The organism is Halobellus clavatus (assembly GCF_900107195.1).
Classification (GTDB): domain Archaea; phylum Halobacteriota; class Halobacteria; order Halobacteriales; family Haloferacaceae; genus Haloquadratum; species Haloquadratum clavatum.
Map to the genome: position 1 here is coordinate 150,150 of NZ_FNPB01000003.1, position 21,025 is coordinate 171,174.

Sequence of the window (21,025 nt, forward strand, 5' to 3'; positions counted from 1 at the left end):
TTATGCGAGATCGACGACGGCGTCTAAGGTGAGTCTGATGGCCCGTTCGACGTTGTCCTTCGCCTTTTCGGGAAGCTCCGAATCGGAGTCCGCACCCTTCTGGGTCCCTTCGACGAGGTTGCCGTCGACCGTACAGATCGCACCGGCGGCCAGGTCTTTCCGACGTGCGATCGAGAACACGGCCGCAGCCTCCATCTCGACGGCCTGGAGGTTCGCGGCCTCCCACTCTTCGACGTATTCCTCGCTCTCGGTGTAGAACGCGTCGTCGGAGACGATCGGGCCGACGTGGACGTCCTCTCCGTTCCGCTCTGCGGCGTCGACCAGCGCCGTCAGGACGTCGTAGTCCGGCACGGCCGGAATCACGCTGTCTTCGTACCGCTTCGAGGTACCCTCCTCCTTGGCCGCGCCGGTCGCGACGACCATATCGCCGATCTCGATACCTCGCTGGAGCGCGCCCGTCGTTCCGACGCGGATGAGGGTCTCGACGCCGACAGCCGCGAGTTCCTCGACGGCGATGGCGGCCGAGGGACAGCCGATTCCGGTCGAACAGATCGTCAGCGGGACGCCCTCGTAGGTCGCGTTGACGACCGTGTACTCGCGATTCTCTGCGACCGTCTCGGCGTCCGAACACTGCGCGGCGATTCGATCGACGCGACCGGGATCGCCGGGGATGAGCGCAGTTTCGTGGACGTCGCCCTCCTCGACGAGGAGGTGAGGCTGCTTGGCCATACCGGAATCTGGCGCGAGACGGTGAAAAACGACGCGGTCACAGGAGCGTCGTCGCCGCCGGGACGACGAGGGCCAGGACTGAGCCGAAGACGGCGGTCGAGCGGAGCCACCGCCCGCTGACGGCCGTCGCGCGCTCCTCGTAGATCCAGCCGCCGGCCCGGGGGAACACCAGGTACGCGAAGAACGCGTAGACGAACCCGGCGACGAGTACCGTCGCGACGAGGTGCGGAAGTAGTCTGATCCCACCGACTGTCGCCACGTCGGGAACGCCGACCGCAACGAGGAGGTACAACGCCGCGTACAGGAGCCCGGCGAGGACGCCCGTGAGGTGGTGGAGCGCGAACGCCGCGCCGAAGGCGACTTCGGCCGGTGAAGATCGAGAGAGCACGCTCGTCGCGACGTACGCCGGCGTGAATCCGTCCTCCTGTCTGGTCATCGGCACGTCCATCACGACCGCACCGAACAGCCCGCAGACCGCACAGAGGATGACGAATGCCCCAAACTCACCGGCGGTGTTTGCACCCGCGGTTCCCAACACGTCCGTCACGGTTTCACTCACATCGGTCCCGGCGGTAAAACTCTCCCGCTTCGAGGCGGCAGCAGCGCGATCACTCGCCGATGAACGCGCGGATCATTTCCCAAGAGAGGGTCGTCCGCGCACCCGGCGACTTCGACGCGAGCGCCCCGCAGGCGTTTGCGACGGCGAGGGCTCGTTCGTCGCTCGCACCGTCGACTGTCGCGGCAATGAACCCCGCGGCGAAGGCGTCGCCCGCGCCGGTGGTGTCGACGGCGTCGATCGGATAGCCCGGGTGAGCGACTCGGTCGCCGTCTCGACGGACCTCTGCGCCCTCCGGGCCGTGTTTGAGCACGAGCGTCTGGTCGCTCAGATCGAACGCGTCGAGCGCGAGCGCGGCCTCGCGGTCGTTCAAGAATAGGTACTCCACCGCGGTGACCGCCGGCCCGTACCCGCGGTCGTCGATCCGCCGACCGGGGTCGAAACTCACCGGGACGTCGTGTTCTCGAGCGCGCTCGGCGAGCCGTGTCGCCGTTTCCGGGCGCTGACTCGTCATATGCAGGTGGTCGGCGCGGGCCAGTTCCGACGTGGGGAGGTCGCGCGCCTCGAAGGCCTCGTTCGCTCCCGGACACCCGAGCACCATCACCTCGCCGGACCGCTCGACCACGATGTACTTCGTCGTGGTCTCGCGTGACGCGGATTCGACGACGTTCGTCACGTCCACGCCGTTAGCGGCCAGTTCCTCGCGGGCGGTCCGCCCCTTCTCGTCGGCACCGACGCTCCCCAGGAGGGCCGCCTCGACGTCGAGGTCCGAGAGGCCGTTCGCGACGTTGGCGGCGCTGCCGCCGCCGCCGCTCCGCCGCTCGTCGACGTTCACTTCGCCGTCCGGGTCCGGCAGCGCCGGCACCCGGAGCGTCACGTCCCAGTTCAGGTGTCCGGCACAGACGACTCGGGCCATTCTCGGAGCTACCGTCTCCGGTTACAAAAACGCTCGCCCCCGTGGGTTCCGCGTCGGGGTCGGTGCCGGCCGGGTCGTCCCGACGGCGCCCCGAGAGCTCACGCGGGCGCAGAGATGGTGAACAGCAGCACGTTGTGCACGGCGGGGCCCAGCCCGACCGCCGCGACGAAGCCGAGGAGCAACCGCGCTTGCGTCGGGGCCTCCTCGTACAGATCCGCGAAGAGCCACACGACGAGCGCGGCCACCCCGATCTTCACCAGGACGAACAGCCACCCTGCCCCGATCAGCGACGCGGTCGGCAGGCCGGCGGCGAACTCGATGATAATCCGCGAGAGCGGCGTCCGCTCACCGAACCCGAGCAGGTCGATCCCGATCGCGGTCGAGATCCCGTCGAGGACGTGCGCGAACAGCGCGAACGCGCCGAGCCGTCCCGTGACCCCGATCTCCGGAACGACACGCGTGAGGAGGCCCCACACGCTCGCGGCAACGATTCCCGCGACGACGACCCCCGCGGCCGGCAGCAGCGGCGACAGCGTCCCCTCCGATGCGCCGGCGAGGAGTCCCGCGATTACTGCCACCGCCGCGGCGAGTCCGCCGACGCCCGCCAGCGTGTAGGGGACCGTTTCGGCGCGAGACGGCGAATCGACCGTGAGCCACGTGGCGACGGCCGCGATGGCGACGGTGACGTACACGGCTGGAGTTCCTGCGAGGGGGCGGAGTAGAGACGGGAGCGACCCCGCGACGTACAGCACGTGCAGGGCCGATCCCAGGACCATCCACGGTGCGAGCGCGAGGATGCGATCCGTCGTGACAGCCGGCCGGCGACGCACTGCGGCGCGAGCGACGAGCGCACCGGCCACGGCCAGGAGCGCGAGATACGGCGGTGGCGGCAGCGTGAACCCCTCGGGAAGTATCGCCATAGATCCGACTCCGAACCCGCAGGCAAAACGGTGTCGGAGCGGTACGGCGGGGCCACGCTCGGCGGGGTCCGAACGCCCGTCTCCGGCCTGTAGCTTTTTTCGCTCCGCGGGTAGAGGAGACGGTATGGACAGAGCCGAGTTCGCAGCCCGCATCGACCACACCGTCTTAGGTCCGGAGACGACGCCCGCAGACGTCGAGCGAGTGCTCGAGGAGGCCGAATCCTACGGGATGAACGCGTGCATCCCCCCGTGTTACGTCGCGGCGGCGGCGGAGCACGCGCCCGACGTCACCCTCGCGACCGTGATCGGGTTCCCCCACGGACAGCAATCGACGGCGGCGAAACACGGCGAGGCGGTCGACGCCTGGCAGACCGGTGCCGACGAAGTCGATATGGTGCTCAACGTGGGGCGGTTGAAAGCGGGGGACGACGAGACCGTCACCGCCGACATCGCCGAGGTGGTCGCCGCCGTCCCGATTCCGGTGAAAGTGATCGTCGAGACCGCGCTGCTGACCGAGTCCGAAACGCACCGAGCGTGTGAGGCCGCCAGGGAGGCCGGTGCGGACTTCGTGAAGACCTCGACGGGCTTCGCTGACGGTGGGGCGACCGTCGAAGACGTCGAACTGATGGCGGAGTATCTCCCGGTGAAAGCCAGCGGCGGTATCGGTTCCTACGAGGAAGCGACGGCGATGCTGGACGCCGGGGCCGATCGAATCGGGGCGTCTTCGGGCGTCGCCATCGTCGAGGGGTTCCCGGACGAGTAATCGGAGCCGCGCCCCCGACCGGGCCGAACCCCGGAACTGCCTCTTTACTCCTCGCGCATCTCGCCGAGGCGGTCGACGAGTGCGTCGGTGTCGACGTCGGCCTCGACGTTCACGTCGCCGTCGTGGTCGTGTTCGTGGACGTTGACGGCTTCGCCCTCCTCTTCGGTGTCTGTCGTGGCGTCTTCCTGCTCGGACTCGTCGTAGCTTCCAAATCCCATACCCGTGGGTCAGTACGGGCACGGAAGAACCACACGAAGCAGTCGCCGGACGACACCTGCTGTCATATGGGATGCCGGGTGGATCCGACGACCAACGGTGCGTCAGCGAGACGGATCGGCGCCGAATCGCGGACCTCTCTGCGGTCCCATAGTTGTTCGAAGCGGGCTCTGTGCGTCCGCTGCGGCCCGAATCTGTGACGAGCCAAGGGTTTTTGACATAGATCGCCGTAAGTGGGTTTCAATGGAGATAACGCCGCGGCGACGGATCCTCGCCGGTGGGAGCCTCTCGCTCTTCGGGCTGCTCCTCACCTCGATCACGTTCTTCGATATGTACGAGGACGTCACCGTCCAGGCGAACCCGCTGTATCTCACGCTCGTCGAGAACGCATTACCGATCGCTCTCAATCTGTCTATCGTGGGCGCGGGGATCTTGCTCGTTCGACGCTCCGAATTGCGGGGGGAGTTCGTCTCCAGGGTGACGGTCTGGGGACTCTTGGGCGCTCTCGCGCTGTTCGCAGTCTCGCTGTGGGTCTATCTCTTTCAGATCGTTCAGGGAGAGATCGAGCCGTGGCTCATCTTCAGCCACATCGTTTCGATGGGCACGGTGGCCGGGCTGGGCGTGGGTGTCTACGACGATCAGCGCAGACAGCGACAGGCGCAACTGACGGCCGAACACGACAAACTCTCGGCGCTGTTCGAGAGCACCTCCGACGCGATCGCCGAACTGGAGTACATCGACGGCGACCCGGTGGTCCGAGACGTCAACCCCGGATTCCGTGAGAGCTTCGGGTACTCGCTCTCCGAGGCCGAGGGGAGACCGCTCGACGAGTTGATCGTCCCTCCGGATGAAGACGACTTCGAGCGACACCACGACCGTGCGATGAGCGGGGAATGGTTCGGCCGCGAGGAACTCTTCCGACAGACGGCGACCGGTGAGATTCGCGTGTTCCGGCTCCAGGCGATCCCACTGGATTCGACTGACGCCGAGACGGACGGGTACGCAGTCTACACCGACATCACGAAAGAACACCGCTATGAGTCCCAGTTACGGTCCTTACACGAGGCGACCCGCGAACTGGTGACGATCGGATCGGTCGAGGCGGTGGCCGAGGCCGCGATCGAGGCCGCCTCTGACCTCCTCGATGTCGACTTCGTCACGATGGTCCGGGAGGACGACGGCGAGTTGCGGCCGTTGGACCCCGAGGGCGCTGAGACGGAGCGTCACCGCGATCCCCCGAGGAACCACCACGGAACAGCCATTGCGCGGGAGGCGTTCGAGTCGGGGACCCCGCGGTACGTGCCGGACCTGTCAGACGTCGAGGGCGCAGACCACGACGAGTCCGGGGTTGCCAGCGAACTCGTCGTCCCGATCGGACGATTCGGCGTATTGGTTCTGGGCTCGCGCACCGTCGACGGCCTCGACGAATCAGCGCAGTCGCTCGGCAAGATCCTGGGCTCGAACGTGGAAGCCGCGATGGAACGGGCGGAGCGCGAACGCCGTCTCGAATCGCAGAACGACCGTCTGGAGACGTTTGCGAGCATCGTCAGCCACGACCTTCGCAATCCGCTCGGGGTCGCACAGGGGTATCTCGAACTCGCTCGCGAGGGCGACGAGGCCGCGCTCGATCGGGTCGAGCGCGCGCACCGACGGATGGAGGCCCTGATCGAAGACCTGCTCGCGCTCGCGAGAGAGGGGGAACCGATCAACGAACCCCAGTCGGTCGCGATCGAACAGGTCGCTCGCCGCGCGTGGGAACACACCGCGACGCCGAACGCCGCCCTCCGTATCGAAGCGTCGGGGGAGATCGAGGCAGACCCCGATCGACTCCAGCAGTTGTTCGAGAACCTCTTCGCGAACGCCATCGAACACGGGACGCCGGACGATCCCGGAGACGCATCCGTAGACGCTCAGGACGCGGGCTTCCTCCGCTCGGGGGAAGGCGACGCTGCGGACATCACTGTCTCGATCGAGCGGACAGAGACGGGATTCGCCGTCGAAGACGACGGCGTCGGGATCCCGGAGGAACACCGGTCGACGGTGTTCGATCACGGGTACTCGGGTGCGAACGGCGGAACGGGGCTCGGACTCTCGATCGTCGCGGAAATCGCGGAGGCCCACGGCTGGACAGTACGGGCGGAGTCCGGAAGCGACGGGGGCGCTCGGTTCGTCTTCGAGACCGCGTGAGAGTCACCGACGCTCGCCGGCCGTCCGTCCCGAACTGTCCCTCCGTTGTCTCCGCCTCGCAGGAAAAATGTGGAGTTATCCCGCTGGAGCGACGTGACCGAGGTATCGACCCCTCACAGGATCCCGAAAATGTCAGGAAAATATGATTTGGTCATCGTCGGCGGCGGCATCAGCGGTGCGTCGTTGCTCTACACGGCGGCCACCTTCACCGATATCGAATCGATCGCGCTGATCGAGAAAGAACCGGAGATCGCGGCGATCAACTCCCACCACACCAACAACTCACAGACCCTGCACTTCGGCGACATCGAGACCAATTACACGCTCGAGAAGGCCGCGGACGTCAAGACGGGCGCGGAGCTGCTCGCGGGCTACCTCGAGAACCACGATCCGGACCGCGAGATGCACAAGAAGCGCAGCAAGATGGTCCTCGGTGTCGGCGACGAGGAGGTAGCGAGCCTCGAACGGCGCTATCACGACGAGGGCTTCGGCGACCTGTTCCCGAAACTCCGTCCGATCGACCGAGACGAGATCGCCGAGATCGAACCGGCGGTCGTAGCGGAACGCGACCCCGACGTTGATATGCTGGCGCTACAGACGCCGGACGGCTACGTCGTCGACTACGGGGAGACGGCGAAATCCTTCGTCGATTCGGCTCGCAAGGAACCCCACGTCGACGTCCTCACCGACACGACCGTCGAGGACGTCACGCGCAACACCGAGGGCTACACGCTCACCACCGACCGGGGCCCCGTCGACTGCGGGGTCGCCGTCGTCGCTGCGGGGTCACACAGCCTCCAGATCGCGAAGGAACTCGGGTACGGCGAGGAGATGGCGCTCCTGCCTGTGGCGGGCAGTTTCTTCCTCGCAGACGACCTCCTGAACGGGAAGGTCTACACGCTACAGATGAAGAAGCTCCCCTTCGCGGCGATCCACGGCGACGCCGACGTCCACGACAGCAGTATCACCAGATTCGGCCCGACGGCGAAGTTGGTGCCCGCGCTCGAACGCGGTCGTCTCTCCACCGTCTCGGATTTCGTCGACGTCTTCGGCTTCGACGGGGCGTCGATCCTGAGTTACGCGACCGTCCTCGCCGATCGAACCCTCCTGCCGTACGTGCTCAAGAACCTCCTCTACGACGTCCCCGAAATCGGGACGCGCGAGTTCCTCCCGCACGTCCAGAAGGTCGTCCCGAGCGTCGAACTCGGCGACATCGAGCGCGCGACGGGCTACGGAGGCATCCGACCACAGATCGTCGACACGAGCGCGAAATCCCTGGATATGGGCGAGGCCAAGATCGTCGGCGACGACATCATCTTCAACATTACGCCCTCGCCGGGCGCGTCGACGAGTCTGAAGAACGCAAAGCGGGACACCGAAACGATCCTGGACTTCTTCGAGGCGGACTACACGTTCGACGAAGCGGCCTTCCGCGCCGACACCATCGAACACTTCCCCCGCGGCTCGTAGTCGCAGTCCCGCCCTGCCGCCCAGCGCGGTCACCTGATCACTGACTGCGCCGAACTGTGGGTCTACGGACCGATTCGGCGCTGCGCACGAGATCGTTCGCCCCTCACCACGAGAACCGACTGATTTCGGGACTGTAATTCGAAACGGGCAGCAGTCGGTCATTCGTTTCCTTTAGCCGGCGAATTCCGGAAACGAATACAGAAGCCTTTTATGCATACTGGGTGTCCGTTTAGTCGCAATGGCAAACGGTACGGTTGACTTCTTCAACGACACGGGCGGTTACGGCTTTATTGAGACAGAGGACGCTGACGAGGACGTGTTCTTCCATATGGAAGACGTCGGTGGCGAGGATCTCACCGAGGGAACGGAACTCGAATTCGAGATCGAACAGGCCCCCAAGGGCCCCCGCGCGACGAACGTCGTCCGCGTCTAATCCGGTTCGAGCCGTCGCCGTCTGCGTTCGCCAGGACGCTGTCCCGGTGAACTGATCAGCACGCGACGCACGATCCGCGATTTTCTGACACTACCACCACGGAGCGACAGCGCTGCGCCGAGGCGGCACCGTCTCCGAGTCCTTTCTTCACCGAACGGTGCCGGTCCCGAGGACTGTCACTTCCAGTACGTATTTGATGCCGCACTCATACACCACCGCTGTGAGCGTTAGCATCACTCGCACGATCCGCGGTATGGCGAACCGGGCGAACCCCGCCTTCGGCGTCGGAGCGGTCGTCGTGCCGCTCGGTCTCCTCGTCGCGACGGCGCTGTTCGGCACGGCACAACAGTTGACGTACGTCCACGTGATGGCCGGGATCCTCTGGACCGGCATCGACCTGTTTATGGCGATGGTCCTCGGACCGGTCCTCGGCGGTCTCGACGTGGAGCAGCGCGCGGCGGTGTTCCAGCGATTCACCCCGAAGATGACGTTCCTGATGCCGACGTTGGCGTTCACGACGATCATCGGCGGGATGGTTCTGGCGAGTCGGATGGGCTACCTGCCGGGGCTCGCGGCGTGGGGTGGACTGTTTGCGGTGGTCGCGATGGGCGCCGCGCTCGTCGCTATCGCCTCCCAGTTCGATGCCTTCACAGATCGGCGATGGCTCGCGCTCTTCGGCGTCATCGTCGGCGGCGGCGCCGCGTCGCTCTTCGCGAACCTCGGGTCGCTGGCGATGCCCGGTCCGGCGATTCTGGCCGCGCTCGGCATCGTGAGCATCCTCACGTTCCTCGGCTTCGGGGTCCTGCTACCCGGTGAAGCGCGGATGTACCTCGAAATGACCTCAGCGAACCCCGACACCGACCTCATCGGCCGGATCGGGATGCGAAACGCGAAGCTCAGCGGGGTCGAAGGCGTCTTCCAACTGAGCATCATTGCCGTGATGGTGTATCTCCGCTGGGGCATCGGGCTCTGAGTCGGCAGAACGCCTCACTCCTCGACCGCGGCCGTCACGGTGGCGTTCGATCGAGTGGCTCCCGATTCGTTCGCTCTGACGCGAACGTACCGCTGTCCGACCGTCGTGTCGAGGAGGGTGTCGACCGGGGCACGGTCGTCGGTCAGCACGGGTACGTCCTGCGTCGGTTCGTCGCGGCGATACGACGACAGTTCGCCCGAGAGATCGATGCCGATGTCGCGTCGCTCGTTGCGCGCCTGTAGTTCCGCCTCGGTCACGAGCGTCGAGCGCTTGGTCGCGACTACCTCGATGTTCTGCACGACTGGTCCCCCCGCGGTCGGGAAACTGTACACGCGGGGGAACACCTGTTCCATCGTCCCGTACTCCGCGCGGTAGAACTCCGAGGCGGGGCCGCTCGGTGCGGCGATCAGGTTCGCCAACAGGACACCGTCGTCGTCGAGGCGATCGGAGGCCAGTTGCATGAACTCGACCGTGGTCAGTTGGAACGGGACTGAGTCCTTCCGATAGGCGTCGAGGACGATCAGATCGTACGTGCGGTTCGTGGACTCGAGATACTGTCTGCCGCCGTCGACGTGGACGTTCATCCGCTCGGACGCCGGAATGCCGAAGTACTGATCGGCCGCGTCGACGACGGCCGGATCGATCTCGACCACGTCGACGGTGACGTTCGGATACATCTCGTGGAAGATCCGCGGGCCGGTGAAGCCGCCGCCGCCGACGAACAACACCCGGTCGACGTCCTCGGTGAGCAGCAGCGGCGCGTGGAAGTAGCGGGTGTAATCGAAGACGTGGCGCGTCGCGTCCCTGCGGTCCATCGCGCTGTGGGGTTGCCCGTCGAGGTACATCGTTCGGGTGTCGCCGCGGTCGACGACGCGGAGTTCCTGGTAGGCGGTCTGGGTGCTGTAGACGGAGTCGCCGGCGACGGCCGGTCCGACCCCGCCGACCGCGGCCGCGACGACCAGTGCGAGGGCGACGCTTCCGACCCGGAGACCGGTGGCTCCGATGAGGTCGGGCGCAGCGACGGCGGCGGCCGCAGCGACCGCCGAGAGCCCCAGGACGAGCCCGATCTGTGGCACCGACAGCGTCGGCACGAGTACGTAGGTGGTCGCGAACGCCCCGACGATGCTGCCGATGGTCCCGAGCGCGTAGACGTGCCCCGCTGTCGCCCCCACGTCGCCTCCGGCGAGCTCCGCCGCGTACGGACTGACGTAGCCCAGGAGGTACGTCGGCGGACCGAACAGCAGGGTGATCGCGGGCAGCGACGCGAACTGGCTCGGAACCGGGAAGAGGCCGGTCGCTCGCACCACCATATCCCCGAAGAGGACCACGCCGGCGACGTAGAGCGCGGTCGCTAAGAAGACCCAGACGAGACGGCTGTGAGAGGCGTTCGCGGACGCTCGCCGGCCGCCGCGGTGATATCCAAGGCTGAGTGCGGCGAGAAACACGCCGATGATGCCGCCCCAAGTGTAGATGCTGTTCCCGAACTCGGGGGCGAGAATCCGCCCGGCGAGGATCTCCAGTCCCATACTGGTCACCCCCGAGACGAACACGGCAGTCTCGGGTCGAGTGGGGAGGCGACTGGGGAGGGCCCGCTGGCTCATCACCAGTGCTGCGTCCCGCGCGCCCTTCAACGACTCGGCTGCGGAGATCCCGTTCGTGCTCTCTGTTTGAAAAGAGCTATGCGCTCACCCGCCCTCTGGCAGCGTATGTACGGGAGACGGCAATGAGTGCGCTGGGAAGCCCTGTGGAGGAGCGACCCATCGAGGTCCTCCACGTCGACGACGACGGGTCGTTCGCTGAACTGACAGCCCTCCAGCTTACGCGTGTCGGCCGGGAGGCGAGCCCGGAGATCACGGTCGAGACGGAAACGAACCCCGAGGACGCCCTCACACACGTCGGTGACGTCGATTGTCTCGTGAGCGACTACGAGATGCCCGAGATGTCAGGTCTCGACCTGCTGGAAGCGGTCAGAGCGCAAGCGCCGGACCTGCCGTTCATTCTGTTCACCGGGAAGGGATCTGAGGAGATCGCCAGTCGGGCCATCTCCGCCGGCGTCACAGATTACATCCGGAAGGGCGGGAAGACCGACCGCTTCGATATGCTCGCGAACCGCGTCCGAAACGCCTGTGCACGCGTTAGAGCGGAGCGCGCGGTCTCCCGGAGCGAGCGCCACCTCCGACGGGTCCTCGATCGGTTGCCACAGTGCGTCTTCCTCAAAGATCGAGATGGACACTACCGCTTCGTCAACGAGGCCGGGGCAGCCAGCTACGGCCGACTCCCCGAGGAGATCGAGGGGACTGCGGAGGCATCGGTCCTCGACGATCCGGACCTCGCCGCGCAGTTTCACACAGAGGACACGCTGGTCTTGGATCGCGACAGTCCGCTCGTAATCACAGAGCAGCACGTCGAGGACGGCGCCGAAGCACGAATCGAGCGCGTTCGCAAGTTCCCGATCGAACTGGCGCCGACCGGGGAGCGAATGGTCCTCGGTATCGCAGAGGACGTCACAGAGCGACACCGTCTCAGCGAACGGCTCGAAACCGTGATCTCGGAACTGAACACAGCCATCGAATCGCTTCCGGACGACGAACTTCGTGCGGCGCTCGAATCGATTCGAGACACCGCAACTCCCCCGCCGACAGTCGGGATCCCGGGCACCGATTCCACCGCCGATTCCGCGTAGCCATCGCGGACCCCGGGTCGTCCCGGTCGCGACCGGCCGCAACCCGGCGACCGAAGAAAGGAGGATATAGGGTCCCGCAGACGAAACCCCCGACAGAGCCATATGTTCGATCGAATCCTGCTGCCGACAGACGGCACCGAGTCGATGGACGCGGTCGTCGAGACCGCTGCCGACATCGCCGTCCAACGGGACGCCGAGGTGTACGTTCTCTACGTCATCGACGACCGGGCCTTCCTGACGCTTCAAGACGAGATGAAGAGCGAGGTCGTTTCGGAACTCGAAGGCGAGGGTGAGGCGGCCACCGACCGCGCGTCGACGCGGCTCCGCGAGGCCGGCATCGACGTCACCGCCGAGATCCGCGAGGGGAATCCCGCCGAGGAGATCCTGGGATACAGCGAGGAGATGGACGCCGATCTGATCACGATGGGGACGCGGCAGGGCGACTACACGAAGAATATGATGGGGAGCGTCTCACAGAAGGTGGTCGCCCGCGCGGGCGTGCCGGTGCTGACCACCAACCTCGCTGCCGAACGGTAGGCCGATCACTCCTCGGGGTCGAACTCCAGGGCGGCGGAGTTGATGCAGTAGCGCTTTCCCGTCGGATCCGGGCCGTCCTCGAAGACGTGACCGAGGTGGCCGCCGCAGTTTCGGCACAGGACTTCGACGCGGCGCATCCCGTGGCGCGTGTCTGTCTCCGTCTCGATCGCTCCCTCCGCGGCATCAAAGAACGCGGGCCAGCCGGAGCCGGAGTCGTACTTCGTCTCGCTGTCGAACAACTCCGCCTGACAGCCAGCACACCGGTAACTGCCGTCGTCTTTCTGATCGAGGTAGTCGCCGCTGAATTTCGGTTCGGTGCCGCGCTCGCGCAGGATCTCGTACTCCTCCTCTGTGAGGCGATCGCGCCACCCCTCCTCGGAGTCCGGCAGTTCGTCGTCGCTCTCCGTCGTGGGCTCGTGTGCCATACCCTCCGTTGGGACTGGACACCCAAGAGTCTCGCCCCGACAGCCGAGCCCGGCTCGGCGCCGCTGCGGTCCGGAGGTTTATGACACATCCCGCGGCCAGCCTGCGTGTGCGGTGAACCTCACCCCGCGCCGGACAGCGACTGAGCGGCACACCGGCGCGGGTGCAGCGCTGGTGCCGCCTGCTCGCCAAAAATCTCCCCGGAATCGACTACCGAACTGCGACGCCGCGCTCGGTCACTCCTCGTCTCGCTCCAGGAGCGACGGCAACCGAAGGCGATCGAGGTCGTCGGCATCGAACCCGCTGAGCAACGAGGGTCGATCCACGGCGTCGGGGACGTCGTCCGGCACCGAATCGATCGCCAGCGACTCTCGGGATGGCGACGGGTCGTCGACAGATTCGACGAGTTCCGTCCACGTTTCTTCGTCCGTCTCGTGGAGCGGCCTGACGTCTCTGACCTTCCGTCGCCCCTCCTCGAAGGAGAGTTCGAGGACGCTCCGCTCGTACGCGCTTGAGGCGAGTTCTTGAATCCGCGTTCGTTCCTCGGGGCGTTCGTACCCCAGTTCCGTCGCGATCCCGAGTGAGTACATTCGACGGATGGCCTCTTCGCCCGACAGCGATGTCCAGTCCACGTCGAAGGCGCGTTCGTACATCGTCAGAAGTCGACCCGGCTCGTCGGATCGACGACAAGGCCTTCGTCTTCGAACCGGAGCGAGCGGATGTCACAGTCGATGTCGGTTCCACGCATTTTCACGACCTGGATGCCGCGCGTCATTCCGGTCGCCTCGAGGTAGTTGTGGAAGAAGACGACCCCGTGGGCGAGGAAGTGCTCGTCGGCGTACGCGCTGGGGTCGGTCATCTCCGAGATGAGCAGCGTCGTCGCGTCTGAGTTCTTCAACGCCGTCAAAAACCGCGTCATCTCCTCGTCGCCGTCGGCGAAGAAGAGTTCCAACAGCATCGTCGAGTCGATGACGAGGCGGTCGATGTCGCGGGAGTTGACGAATCCGACGAGCTTGTCGGTCAACCCCTGAACGCTCGAGGCCATCCCGCCGCCGGAGGACTGATTCAGGAGTCGCTGCCCCTTCTGGCCGGCCAGGTTCACGAACCGGAACTGTTCCGAACTCGTCAGCGTCTCGAAGCCGAAGTCGTAATTCGACATGTCGTCGACCAGTTCGTCACGGGACTCGTGCATCGTGACGTACAGGCAGTTCTCGCCGTTCCTGAGCCCCTCAGCGATGAACTGCGCCGTGAACGTGGTCTTGCCGCTCCCGGGCGGTCCCGAGAGGACGTAGAGTCGCCCCGGGAGAAATCCCCCCTGAATGAGATGATCGAAGCCGCTTACCCCGCTCGGAATCCGCATAGGTGCAGTCGGGCGAGGGCCCCCATAACCGTTCCGGGCTAATTTTCAGCGAGCGTAACGCCAGGCAGTTCGTGGAGGTCCCACAGCGAGTCGAGGTCGTACGTCGGGGTCACATCCAGTTCAACGGCAGCGACGTGTGAGCGGCGGATGAACGCCGAATCGATCCCCGCCCGTGAAGCGGCCAGGACGTCGGTCTCGCTGTCGCCGATGAACAGCGCCGACTCGGCGTCGAGGTCGGCCAGTGCCCGATCGAGATAGTATGGTTCGGGTTTCTTCCGCCGGAGGCTCGCCACGGTAGGCGGTCGGCCGTGCGCCGTCTCGAACAGGGAGTCGAGGTCGTGATGGCTGAGGATCGCGTCGATCGTGGCCTGCTGATTCGTGCTCACGATTCCGAGCGGGTCGGCGAGCGAGTCGAGCGTGGCGACGTCGTCGTACCGCGGCTTCCCGCCGCGTCGCATCGACGCGACCTGGGCGTCGCTCGCGGTCCGATCCCGAGTCTGCCAGAAGTCCTGGACCTCGACGTCGTACGTCGAGCAGACGTCCCTAAGCCGATCCGGCGTGACGCCGTAAGAGATCGCATCGACGTCCGCTTCCGACGGATCCTCGACGCCAACGGCGGCAAACGCGTCGGCTGCGGCCTCGGTCAGGAGTTCCAGCGGCGGTGGTTCCACGAGCACGCCGTCGTTGTCGAAGAGCACCGCGTCGTAGGTCATCGAGGGATCGTGCGCGCCGAGCGATGAAGTATCTGCGGAATCGCGGCTCCCCGGGCGTCCGGTCGCGGCTGTTCGGCCCGAACGCTGAAATCCGCGCCGCCCAAGCCTGCAGTGTGAGCGAGACGGACTCAGCGACTGACAGTGACTCGACGCCGAGTCTCGGCATCGTGGGAGCTGGGGCTGCCGGCTCCGCAGCGGCGTACGCGCTCCGCGACGCCGACGTCGACGTGACAATTCTCGAGAAGAGCGGCGGCGTCTGCGGACGCGCGGCGACTCGTCGACGGGACGGCTGCTACTACGACCACGGGGCGAATTACGTGAAAGAAGTCGACGAGCGGACGGCGTCGCTCCTGGCGGAACTCGGGACCGATGGCCTCGTCGAGATCGACGAGCCGGTCTGGACGTTCGACGGCACGGGCGAGATCACGCCCGGCGACGGCCGCGACTCGACGAAGCGCACCTGGTCGACGGGGATCACCCAACTGGCCAAGCGACTGCTCGATCACGCCGACGCGACCGTCCACCGTCGGACCCGGATCGAATCCATCGCGGGGGGAGAGACGTGGACGCTCACCGACACCGACGGAGTTGACCACGGGCCGTTCGACGCGCTCCTCGTGACGCCGCCAGCCCCGCAGACAGCCGACCTTCTGCGCGCGACCGACTGGGACGACGCGCGCCGCTCGACGCTGCTTGAGGCGGTCGACTCGGTCAGCTACCGCACCATCCGGACGGTCGTGCTGCATTACCCCTTCCACGAGTCTTACCCGTGGTACGGGCTGGTCAACCCCGAGTACGACCACGCGATCGGGTGGCTGTCCCGCGAAGAGTGCAAACCGGGACACGTTCCCGACGGCGAGAGCCTCCTGATCGTCCAGATGAGTCCCGAGTGGTCGACGGAGACGTACGACGAGGAACTCGATGCCATCCAGTCGAGAGTCTGCGACCAGGTGGCCACGCTCCTGGACGACGAGCGCTATCAGGACCCCGACTGGGTCGACGATCAGGGCTGGCGGTACGCACTGCCCGATGCGGCTGCCGACGCCGATTCTACCCGGGTGGCCGAAGACGCGGGCCTCTACGTCGCCGGCGACTGGGTGGTCGGCGAAGGCCGGGTCCCGGCGGCGCTGTGGAACGGTTTCGAGACGGGAGCGCGGCTCCGAACGGCGCTCGAGTGAGCCGCCGGCCGGTTCGAGATCGTTGATCCGCGTGCAGACAGGCTTTACTGCGGTCGTGTCCTACGGACTCTCGTGTCGCTAACTGTACGAATCGACCCCCACGTCCATTCGGAGGCCTCCTACGACGGGACCGATCCCGTCGAACTCCTCCTCGAACAGGCTGCCGAGATCGGACTGGACGGCGTCGCCGTGACTGACCACGACGTCATCCACGAGTCAGTCCGGGCCGCGGAGTTAGCGCCAACGTACGGGCTCGTCGGCATCCCGGGTGTCGAGGTGTCGACCGCCGACGGCCACCTGCTCGCGCTGGGGATCGAAGAGATGCCGCCCCACCGCGAATCGATGGCCGACACCGCTGCGTGGGTGCGCGAGCGCGGCGGCGTGGCGATCGTGCCGCACCCCTTCCAGCGGAGTCGCCACGGCGTCCGCAAACGCCGGCTCCGCGGCGTCGAACCCGACGCGATCGAAGTGTACAACTCCTGGGCCTTTACCGGGTGGAAGAACCGACGTGCGCGACGGTACGCGAACGCGTACGGCTATCCGGGAGTCGCCGGCAGCGACGCCCACAAAGTCGGATACGTCGGCCGTGCGTACACCGAGATCGAAATCGACGACCTCAGCCGCGACGAACTCACGACGGCCGTCGTACTGAACGCGATCCGCGACGGCGCGACGCGGGTCGAGGGTCGGCGGACGCCGATTCCCACCTCAGCCCGCCACTACGCCGGCGCGGGCGTCAGAAAGAGCGGTCTCTACGCTCGCTACGGCGCGTACCGCGGCGGTGCGCTCGCGAAGACGGGGGCGATCGGGGCCGCGCGGGCGCTGTACCAGCTCTCGCCGCTGTCCAGGTAACCCAGGTAGTCTTCTCCGAATCGGCCGAGCAATGAGCAACTAAAAGTACCGCTGACCGGACACGTATCCTATATGGCAGACGGTGGCCCGCAGTACGGCGAGCGGCTCTGGGTGGAACAGGCCGCGGACCGGGTCGCGGCCCGCGTCGGCCCAGCGCTCCCGGATCTCGGTGCGTCGACGCCAGCCGTCGGACGGCTGCAGTCGGTCCCGCGGCCGTACCTTCTGGTCGGTGCCATCATCCTGTTTGACATATTCGTTCTGCACTCCGTCCAACAGGTGACCGTCGGCCGGAACACGGTGCTCGACAACCCCTCGTGGCTGGCGCTCCCCGCGACGGTGCTGCTGGCGGTGTTCACGAACCGGTACGCGCGCGACCGCTACGCGGACGCCTGCCGGGAGATCCGGATCGGCTCGCGGATCGAGTCCGGGTCGACGGCCTTTCAGCGGCTGGTCCCCGCCCGCCCCAAGCGTGCCCTGTTCGTCGTCGCCGTCGTTGGGTACTATCTCTACCTGATATACACCGGCCGGATCCCGACGATCGCCGAGTACGAGGGCGTCGCCGGACTGTTCGGCTGGCTCGTGATCATCCCGTTCGGATATGCCCCGGTACTGCTCGAAACGGCTGCGATGTACGCCAGCCTCCACATCTCGCTCCCGCGGCGGTTCGACCGAGAAGACGTGAAATTCTACTACTTCGACCCACACAACCTCGGCGGGCTTCGGCCGATCGGGGAACTGCTCAAGCACTCGTTTTACCTCTTCGTCGCCGGAGTCGTGCTGCTCACGGTGCTGCTGTACGCCCCGTTCGTGTTCCCGGAGTTTCTCTACACGCCGTATCGACAGCCCGAGACGGTCGTCACGGCGTTTCTCACGGGGCTTTGGGCGGTTGGCGTCCTCTCAATCGGCTTCTCGCTGCTGACACTGCACCGGTATATGCGAAAGCGACGGCGGCGGAAGCTGAAGTCCCTGGAGAAGCGGTTTTACGAGACGGTCGGCGACCCGTCCGACGTACAGAACGCACTGAACGACAGCGACGAACTGGAGCGGTTCCAACGTGAGCGACACCGGATTGGTCAGGTCCGGGATACGAAAGAGTTCCCGGCGTCGACGGCGATGTGGCTGCAGATCATCGTCGGGGGGATCATCCCGCTTGTGATACAGTGGGGCGTCCGCTGGCTCACCCGCGTCATCTGAGCGATGCGGCTCGATGCTGGCGCGACGAGCGAAAAAGAACCGAGAGCGCCGGCGCCGCTCAGACGTAGTCGATGCCGTCCCAGGTCGGGCCGCCGCCGTGCCACTGGTGGTTGGTCGGGCCGCCGAGGGACTCTTCCTGCCACTCGATCGGCTCCCAGTCGGGCTCGAAGTTCAGATAGCCCGGACCGGCGAACAGCTCGAGGCGGAGGTTGCTCGCGGGATCCTTGACGTACATACAGTCCGCACGCGTGATCGCGTGCATCGCGGGGCCGTTGCTCCGGTTGTTGATCTCGATGCCGTGCTCGCTGCAGATGTCTGCGGCCGTCCAGAGGTCCTGCAGACTGTCGAGGTGGTACGCGACGTGGTGGAACTGCGTCGGGTCGTCGGGCGCCTCGCGGTGGATCGCGATGTCGTGCGGCAGCGGTGTGACGGCGTACCAGAAGCCCCAGTGCTCGCCGTCTTTGTCCGTGTACCGCTCGTTGAGCTGGAAGTGCATCTTCTCGCGGAGCCACTCGTCGTGATCGAACGCCTTCTGGCCGGGGTCGTTCACGTGGATGTGATCGATCCGACGGGGCGCGATCCGGTTCGCGACGGACTCGCTGTAGTTCCGATTGAGGAGGCCGGAGCGCTTCTCCTCGGGCGCGCGCGGCTTCTCGACGTCCCAGTAGAACTCGTACTCGTGTCCGAACTTGTTGACGCGGATGGCGTCGCCGATGCCGTTCTCCGTGCCGGCCTCGACGTGGGTGACCTCCTCACCTTCGTCTTTCAGCTGTGCCTCCAGATCGTGGAGCGCCTCCTCGCTCTCGGTTCGGAACGCGAAGTGATCGATGCCTGTCTGACCGCTCTCGGTGAGGCTCAGGGTGTGGTGCTCCCAGTCACGCATCCCGCGGAGATAGGCCGTATCGCCGTCGCGTTCGGTGATCTGAAAGCCCATCACCTCGTTGAAGAACCAGAGCGATTCGTCGAGGTCCGGCGTGTGCGCTGCGACGTGTCCGAGCTTGGCAACAGGGGATTGTCGTCGTTTCATAGTTGGTGTTCCTGTGTGAGTTCCCGTGGCGAACTCTACTGAACGGTTGCCGTTTCACTGGTATAATGGTTATAGAAACGTCCCAAATATCGTGGGGGCTTTTTACTGAGCGCGTCGGCATCCCGAACCATTGATCACGTATGATTCCCTCAGAGCCGGGCGTGACCGGAATTCGCGCCGAGGTGACTGTCGAATCGCCGCCGGACTGTCCGGCCGCACAGGCGTCCGCCGCGGCGGACGCGCCCGCGGCGTCCGTGACGAAGTCGGCCCCGACGGATCCCGAGGCGCCCGCGACCGAGGAGATCGTTCTCGAGACCGACGCCTCGGCGGCCTCGATCGACGAATCGCTCGCGGCTCTCGATTCCGAGTTCAGTGCGGTCTTTTCCTACGGCGACGAACGGGTCTACCGCTTTGAACGGGAACGGGATCGCCTCTGCTTCTGTGAGGCCGTCGAGGCGTTCGGCTGTCCCGTCCGGAACGTCCACACCCGGGAGGGAAATCTGGTGATCAGTTTCCACGCCCCCGACATCGACACTCTCCGGCGCGTGATCTCCCGACTCGACGAGCGCTGGTCGGGCGTCTCGGTTCACCGACTCGTCCGATCGGGAGACGACCGCGACGGGGCCGACCTCGTCCTCGTCGACCGGAGCGATCTCACCGAGCGCCAGCGCGAGGTCATCGAGACCGCCCACGAGTTGGGGTACTTCGAGCATCCGAAAGGCGCGAACGCCGGCGACGTCGCCGCGGAACTGGACATCGCGCTGTCGACGTTCTCAGAACACCTGGCGGCCGCACAGCGAAAGCTCCTGGCCGCGATTCTCGCGTGACTCCGAGTCAGCGCTCGGTCTCGGCGGTCACCAGGTCGTCGTACTGCGCCCCGGTCTGTTTCAGCGTTTCCGTCGAGTAGAGCCGTTCGTGCTCGAATGGGAGGTGGTCCGCGGCGAGTTCGTCGATCTTCGCGTCGACCGCCTCGCTCTCGCGGCCGTGGATCATCGTGAAGAGGTTGTACGGCCAGTCCTGTTCGGGGCGTCGCGGCCGGTGATAACACAGCGTCACGTACGGGAGTTCGCCGACCGCCTCACCCCGTTCGTCGAGTTCCTCGTCGGGGACGTCCCAGACCACCATACAGTTGGCGTCGAACCCCGTCACGATGTGGTTGACGACGCACCCGACGCGCTTGATACACCCGTCGTCACGCAGCCGCTCGACGGCCGCGACGACGTCTGCCACGTCGGCGTCGATGGCCGCTCCGATGTCCCGATACGGCGTCGCAGAGAGCGGAAAGCCGTCCTGGATCTCCGTCAGGAGCGCCGCGTCGAGCGCTGAGAGATCACCGACGGCGGCTTCGGAGATCCGGGTGGCCGAGGCGTCGGTCGCGGCCACGCTCTCGCGGGCGAAGGCGTCGTCGTTGACGACCGGGAACTCTAAATCGATGTAGTAGTCCGTGAGCATCGGGAGGTTCAGGACCGCACAGCCGGTCCGCGTCTCGATCTCCTCGAGGATCGCGTCGCGTTTCTCTTGAGAGGCCGCGGTGACGACGAACCACAGGTTCCACGAGTGGTCGCGGCGGTAGTTGTGGTTCACTTGCCGGTAGCCGTTGATCACCTCGGCCACCTCCGCGAGGCGGTCTTCGGGTGCGGAAACCGCTGCCAGCGTCGAACTGCCGATCACGGGCGGATTCAACACCGCCCCGAACCGCCGAAAGATCCCGCGCTCGCGGAGCTGTCGGACCCGCTCGAGCGCCTCCGCTTCTTCGACCCCGAGTTCCTCGCCGACGACGCGGAAAGGCCGCTCGACGACCGGAAAGCCGCTCTGGTAGTCGTCGATCAGCGCCGCGTCGATCTCGTCGAGGTCGGCGCGCCAGTCCTCGTCGAGTGCACTCATTACCTCGGCTT

At 66.0% G+C, this 21,025-nt stretch carries 23 protein-coding genes; 11 read left to right on the forward strand and 12 right to left on the reverse strand.

Features of this window, described 5'->3' with window-relative positions:
* The 4 genes from BLU74_RS06275 to BLU74_RS06290 form a co-directional block, all read right to left on the reverse strand.
* Positions 1 to 729: a nucleoside phosphorylase gene (locus BLU74_RS06275; RefSeq protein ID WP_089766422.1), complete on the reverse strand. Its 729-nt coding sequence runs from the start codon at positions 727 to 729 to the stop codon at positions 1 to 3.
* Between the two features lie 37 nt (positions 730 to 766).
* On the reverse strand, positions 767 to 1,288 hold the full coding sequence (locus BLU74_RS06280) for a hypothetical protein (protein ID WP_245705741.1): 522 nt from the start codon (positions 1,286 to 1,288) through the stop codon (positions 767 to 769).
* Between the two features lie 49 nt (positions 1,289 to 1,337).
* Positions 1,338 to 2,201 carry an ATP-dependent ribose-1-phosphate kinase gene (locus BLU74_RS06285; protein ID WP_089766423.1) on the reverse strand — a complete coding sequence of 288 codons (864 nt, stop codon included), beginning with the start codon at positions 2,199 to 2,201 and terminating at the stop codon, positions 1,338 to 1,340.
* A gap of 98 nt (positions 2,202 to 2,299) precedes the next feature.
* Complete coding sequence (locus BLU74_RS06290) at positions 2,300 to 3,121, reverse strand: DUF63 family protein (RefSeq protein WP_089766424.1); 822 nt, start codon at positions 3,119 to 3,121, stop codon at positions 2,300 to 2,302.
* Between the two features lie 124 nt (positions 3,122 to 3,245).
* Here BLU74_RS06290 and deoC point away from each other — a divergent pair, with 124 nt between their 5' ends.
* A complete protein-coding gene (gene deoC, locus BLU74_RS06295; protein ID WP_089766425.1) occupies positions 3,246 to 3,884 on the forward strand; it encodes a deoxyribose-phosphate aldolase in 639 nt (212 codons plus the stop codon).
* Between the two features lie 44 nt (positions 3,885 to 3,928).
* On the opposite strand, the gene BLU74_RS06300 is transcribed toward deoC, so the two are convergent.
* Positions 3,929 to 4,102 (reverse strand): DUF5786 family protein, encoded by a 174-nt coding sequence (locus BLU74_RS06300; RefSeq protein WP_089766426.1) that lies wholly within the window; start codon positions 4,100 to 4,102, stop codon positions 3,929 to 3,931.
* 241 nt (positions 4,103 to 4,343) lie between these two features.
* Here BLU74_RS06300 and BLU74_RS06305 point away from each other — a divergent pair, with 241 nt between their 5' ends.
* From BLU74_RS06305 to BLU74_RS06320, 4 genes are all read left to right on the forward strand, one after another.
* Positions 4,344 to 6,287: a PAS domain-containing sensor histidine kinase gene (locus BLU74_RS06305; RefSeq protein WP_089766427.1), complete on the forward strand. Its 1,944-nt coding sequence runs from the start codon at positions 4,344 to 4,346 to the stop codon at positions 6,285 to 6,287.
* Positions 6,288 to 6,416: 129 nt separating this feature from the next.
* Positions 6,417 to 7,757: an FAD-dependent oxidoreductase gene (locus BLU74_RS06310; RefSeq protein WP_089766428.1), complete on the forward strand. Its 1,341-nt coding sequence runs from the start codon at positions 6,417 to 6,419 to the stop codon at positions 7,755 to 7,757.
* A 238-nt stretch (positions 7,758 to 7,995) separates the two neighbouring features.
* A complete protein-coding gene (locus BLU74_RS06315) occupies positions 7,996 to 8,190 on the forward strand; it encodes a cold-shock protein (protein WP_089766429.1) in 195 nt (64 codons plus the stop codon).
* Positions 8,191 to 8,443: 253 nt separating this feature from the next.
* Positions 8,444 to 9,163 (forward strand): hypothetical protein, encoded by a 720-nt coding sequence (locus tag BLU74_RS06320; RefSeq protein ID WP_089766430.1) that lies wholly within the window; start codon positions 8,444 to 8,446, stop codon positions 9,161 to 9,163.
* Between the two features lie 14 nt (positions 9,164 to 9,177).
* Here BLU74_RS06320 and BLU74_RS06325 read toward each other — a convergent pair whose 3' ends face one another.
* Positions 9,178 to 10,764 carry a spermidine synthase gene (locus tag BLU74_RS06325; protein WP_089766431.1) on the reverse strand — a complete coding sequence of 529 codons (1,587 nt, stop codon included), beginning with the start codon at positions 10,762 to 10,764 and terminating at the stop codon, positions 9,178 to 9,180.
* A gap of 122 nt (positions 10,765 to 10,886) precedes the next feature.
* Between BLU74_RS06325 and BLU74_RS06330 the strand changes: the two genes are divergently transcribed.
* Together BLU74_RS06330 and BLU74_RS06335 are read left to right on the forward strand one after the other, a co-directional pair.
* Entirely contained in the window at positions 10,887 to 11,846 is a 960-nt protein-coding gene (locus BLU74_RS06330) for a PAS domain-containing protein (protein ID WP_089766432.1), read from the forward strand.
* 102 nt (positions 11,847 to 11,948) lie between these two features.
* Positions 11,949 to 12,383, forward strand: a complete 435-nt coding sequence (locus BLU74_RS06335) for a universal stress protein (RefSeq protein ID WP_089766433.1) — start codon at positions 11,949 to 11,951, stop codon at positions 12,381 to 12,383.
* Positions 12,384 to 12,388: 5 nt separating this feature from the next.
* On the opposite strand, the gene msrB is transcribed toward BLU74_RS06335, so the two are convergent.
* The 4 genes from msrB to BLU74_RS06355 form a co-directional block, all read right to left on the reverse strand.
* Positions 12,389 to 12,808, reverse strand: coding sequence for a peptide-methionine (R)-S-oxide reductase MsrB (gene msrB / locus BLU74_RS06340; RefSeq protein WP_089766434.1), 420 nt, complete (start codon positions 12,806 to 12,808; stop codon positions 12,389 to 12,391).
* Between the two features lie 234 nt (positions 12,809 to 13,042).
* Positions 13,043 to 13,459 carry a DUF8057 family protein gene (locus tag BLU74_RS06345; RefSeq protein WP_089766435.1) on the reverse strand — a complete coding sequence of 139 codons (417 nt, stop codon included), beginning with the start codon at positions 13,457 to 13,459 and terminating at the stop codon, positions 13,043 to 13,045.
* Between the two features lie 2 nt (positions 13,460 to 13,461).
* Positions 13,462 to 14,166, reverse strand: coding sequence for an RAD55 family ATPase (locus tag BLU74_RS06350; protein WP_089766436.1), 705 nt, complete (start codon positions 14,164 to 14,166; stop codon positions 13,462 to 13,464).
* Between the two features lie 38 nt (positions 14,167 to 14,204).
* Positions 14,205 to 14,879 (reverse strand): HAD family hydrolase, encoded by a 675-nt coding sequence (locus tag BLU74_RS06355; protein WP_089766437.1) that lies wholly within the window; start codon positions 14,877 to 14,879, stop codon positions 14,205 to 14,207.
* 113 nt (positions 14,880 to 14,992) lie between these two features.
* Between BLU74_RS06355 and BLU74_RS06360 the strand changes: the two genes are divergently transcribed.
* From BLU74_RS06360 to BLU74_RS06370, 3 genes are all read left to right on the forward strand, one after another.
* Positions 14,993 to 16,057, forward strand: coding sequence for an NAD(P)/FAD-dependent oxidoreductase (locus BLU74_RS06360; protein ID WP_245705743.1), 1,065 nt, complete (start codon positions 14,993 to 14,995; stop codon positions 16,055 to 16,057).
* A gap of 72 nt (positions 16,058 to 16,129) precedes the next feature.
* Complete coding sequence (locus BLU74_RS06365; protein ID WP_089766439.1) at positions 16,130 to 16,909, forward strand: CehA/McbA family metallohydrolase; 780 nt, start codon at positions 16,130 to 16,132, stop codon at positions 16,907 to 16,909.
* A gap of 72 nt (positions 16,910 to 16,981) precedes the next feature.
* Positions 16,982 to 18,103, forward strand: coding sequence for a hypothetical protein (locus tag BLU74_RS06370; RefSeq protein WP_089766440.1), 1,122 nt, complete (start codon positions 16,982 to 16,984; stop codon positions 18,101 to 18,103).
* Positions 18,104 to 18,161: 58 nt separating this feature from the next.
* On the opposite strand, the gene BLU74_RS06375 is transcribed toward BLU74_RS06370, so the two are convergent.
* A complete protein-coding gene (locus BLU74_RS06375) occupies positions 18,162 to 19,130 on the reverse strand; it encodes a VOC family protein (RefSeq protein ID WP_089766441.1) in 969 nt (322 codons plus the stop codon).
* Between the two features lie 140 nt (positions 19,131 to 19,270).
* Between BLU74_RS06375 and BLU74_RS06380 the strand changes: the two genes are divergently transcribed.
* Complete coding sequence (locus tag BLU74_RS06380) at positions 19,271 to 19,957, forward strand: helix-turn-helix domain-containing protein (RefSeq protein ID WP_089766442.1); 687 nt, start codon at positions 19,271 to 19,273, stop codon at positions 19,955 to 19,957.
* A 7-nt stretch (positions 19,958 to 19,964) separates the two neighbouring features.
* Here BLU74_RS06380 and ahbB read toward each other — a convergent pair whose 3' ends face one another.
* A complete protein-coding gene (ahbB, locus tag BLU74_RS06385; protein WP_089766443.1) occupies positions 19,965 to 21,014 on the reverse strand; it encodes a siroheme decarboxylase subunit beta in 1,050 nt (349 codons plus the stop codon).
* Positions 21,015 to 21,025: the final 11 nt, after the last annotated feature.

Bases quoted from the DNA above. Each gene is read 5' to 3' on its own strand.
- BLU74_RS06275 (WP_089766422.1), bottom strand. From the start codon at position 729: ATGGCCAAGCAGCCTCACCTCCTCGTCGAGGAGGGCGACGTCCACGAA.
- BLU74_RS06285 (WP_089766423.1), bottom strand. From the start codon at position 2,201: ATGGCCCGAGTCGTCTGTGCCGGACACCTGAACTGGGACGTGACGCTC.
- BLU74_RS06290 (WP_089766424.1), bottom strand. From the start codon at position 3,121: ATGGCGATACTTCCCGAGGGGTTCACGCTGCCGCCACCGCCGTATCTC.
- deoC (WP_089766425.1), top strand. From the start codon at position 3,246: ATGGACAGAGCCGAGTTCGCAGCCCGCATCGACCACACCGTCTTAGGT.
- BLU74_RS06300 (WP_089766426.1), bottom strand. From the start codon at position 4,102: ATGGGATTTGGAAGCTACGACGAGTCCGAGCAGGAAGACGCCACGACA.
- BLU74_RS06305 (WP_089766427.1), top strand. From the start codon at position 4,344: ATGGAGATAACGCCGCGGCGACGGATCCTCGCCGGTGGGAGCCTCTCG.
- BLU74_RS06310 (WP_089766428.1), top strand. From the start codon at position 6,417: ATGTCAGGAAAATATGATTTGGTCATCGTCGGCGGCGGCATCAGCGGT.
- BLU74_RS06315 (WP_089766429.1), top strand. From the start codon at position 7,996: ATGGCAAACGGTACGGTTGACTTCTTCAACGACACGGGCGGTTACGGC.
- BLU74_RS06320 (WP_089766430.1), top strand. From the start codon at position 8,444: ATGGCGAACCGGGCGAACCCCGCCTTCGGCGTCGGAGCGGTCGTCGTG.
- BLU74_RS06325 (WP_089766431.1), bottom strand. From the start codon at position 10,764: ATGAGCCAGCGGGCCCTCCCCAGTCGCCTCCCCACTCGACCCGAGACT.
- BLU74_RS06330 (WP_089766432.1), top strand. From the start codon at position 10,887: ATGAGTGCGCTGGGAAGCCCTGTGGAGGAGCGACCCATCGAGGTCCTC.
- BLU74_RS06335 (WP_089766433.1), top strand. From the start codon at position 11,949: ATGTTCGATCGAATCCTGCTGCCGACAGACGGCACCGAGTCGATGGAC.
- msrB (WP_089766434.1), bottom strand. From the start codon at position 12,808: ATGGCACACGAGCCCACGACGGAGAGCGACGACGAACTGCCGGACTCC.
- BLU74_RS06345 (WP_089766435.1), bottom strand. From the start codon at position 13,459: ATGTACGAACGCGCCTTCGACGTGGACTGGACATCGCTGTCGGGCGAA.
- BLU74_RS06350 (WP_089766436.1), bottom strand. From the start codon at position 14,166: ATGCGGATTCCGAGCGGGGTAAGCGGCTTCGATCATCTCATTCAGGGG.
- BLU74_RS06355 (WP_089766437.1), bottom strand. From the start codon at position 14,879: ATGACCTACGACGCGGTGCTCTTCGACAACGACGGCGTGCTCGTGGAA.
- BLU74_RS06370 (WP_089766440.1), top strand. From the start codon at position 16,982: ATGGCAGACGGTGGCCCGCAGTACGGCGAGCGGCTCTGGGTGGAACAG.
- BLU74_RS06375 (WP_089766441.1), bottom strand. From the start codon at position 19,130: ATGAAACGACGACAATCCCCTGTTGCCAAGCTCGGACACGTCGCAGCG.
- BLU74_RS06380 (WP_089766442.1), top strand. From the start codon at position 19,271: ATGATTCCCTCAGAGCCGGGCGTGACCGGAATTCGCGCCGAGGTGACT.
- ahbB (WP_089766443.1), bottom strand. From the start codon at position 21,014: ATGAGTGCACTCGACGAGGACTGGCGCGCCGACCTCGACGAGATCGAC.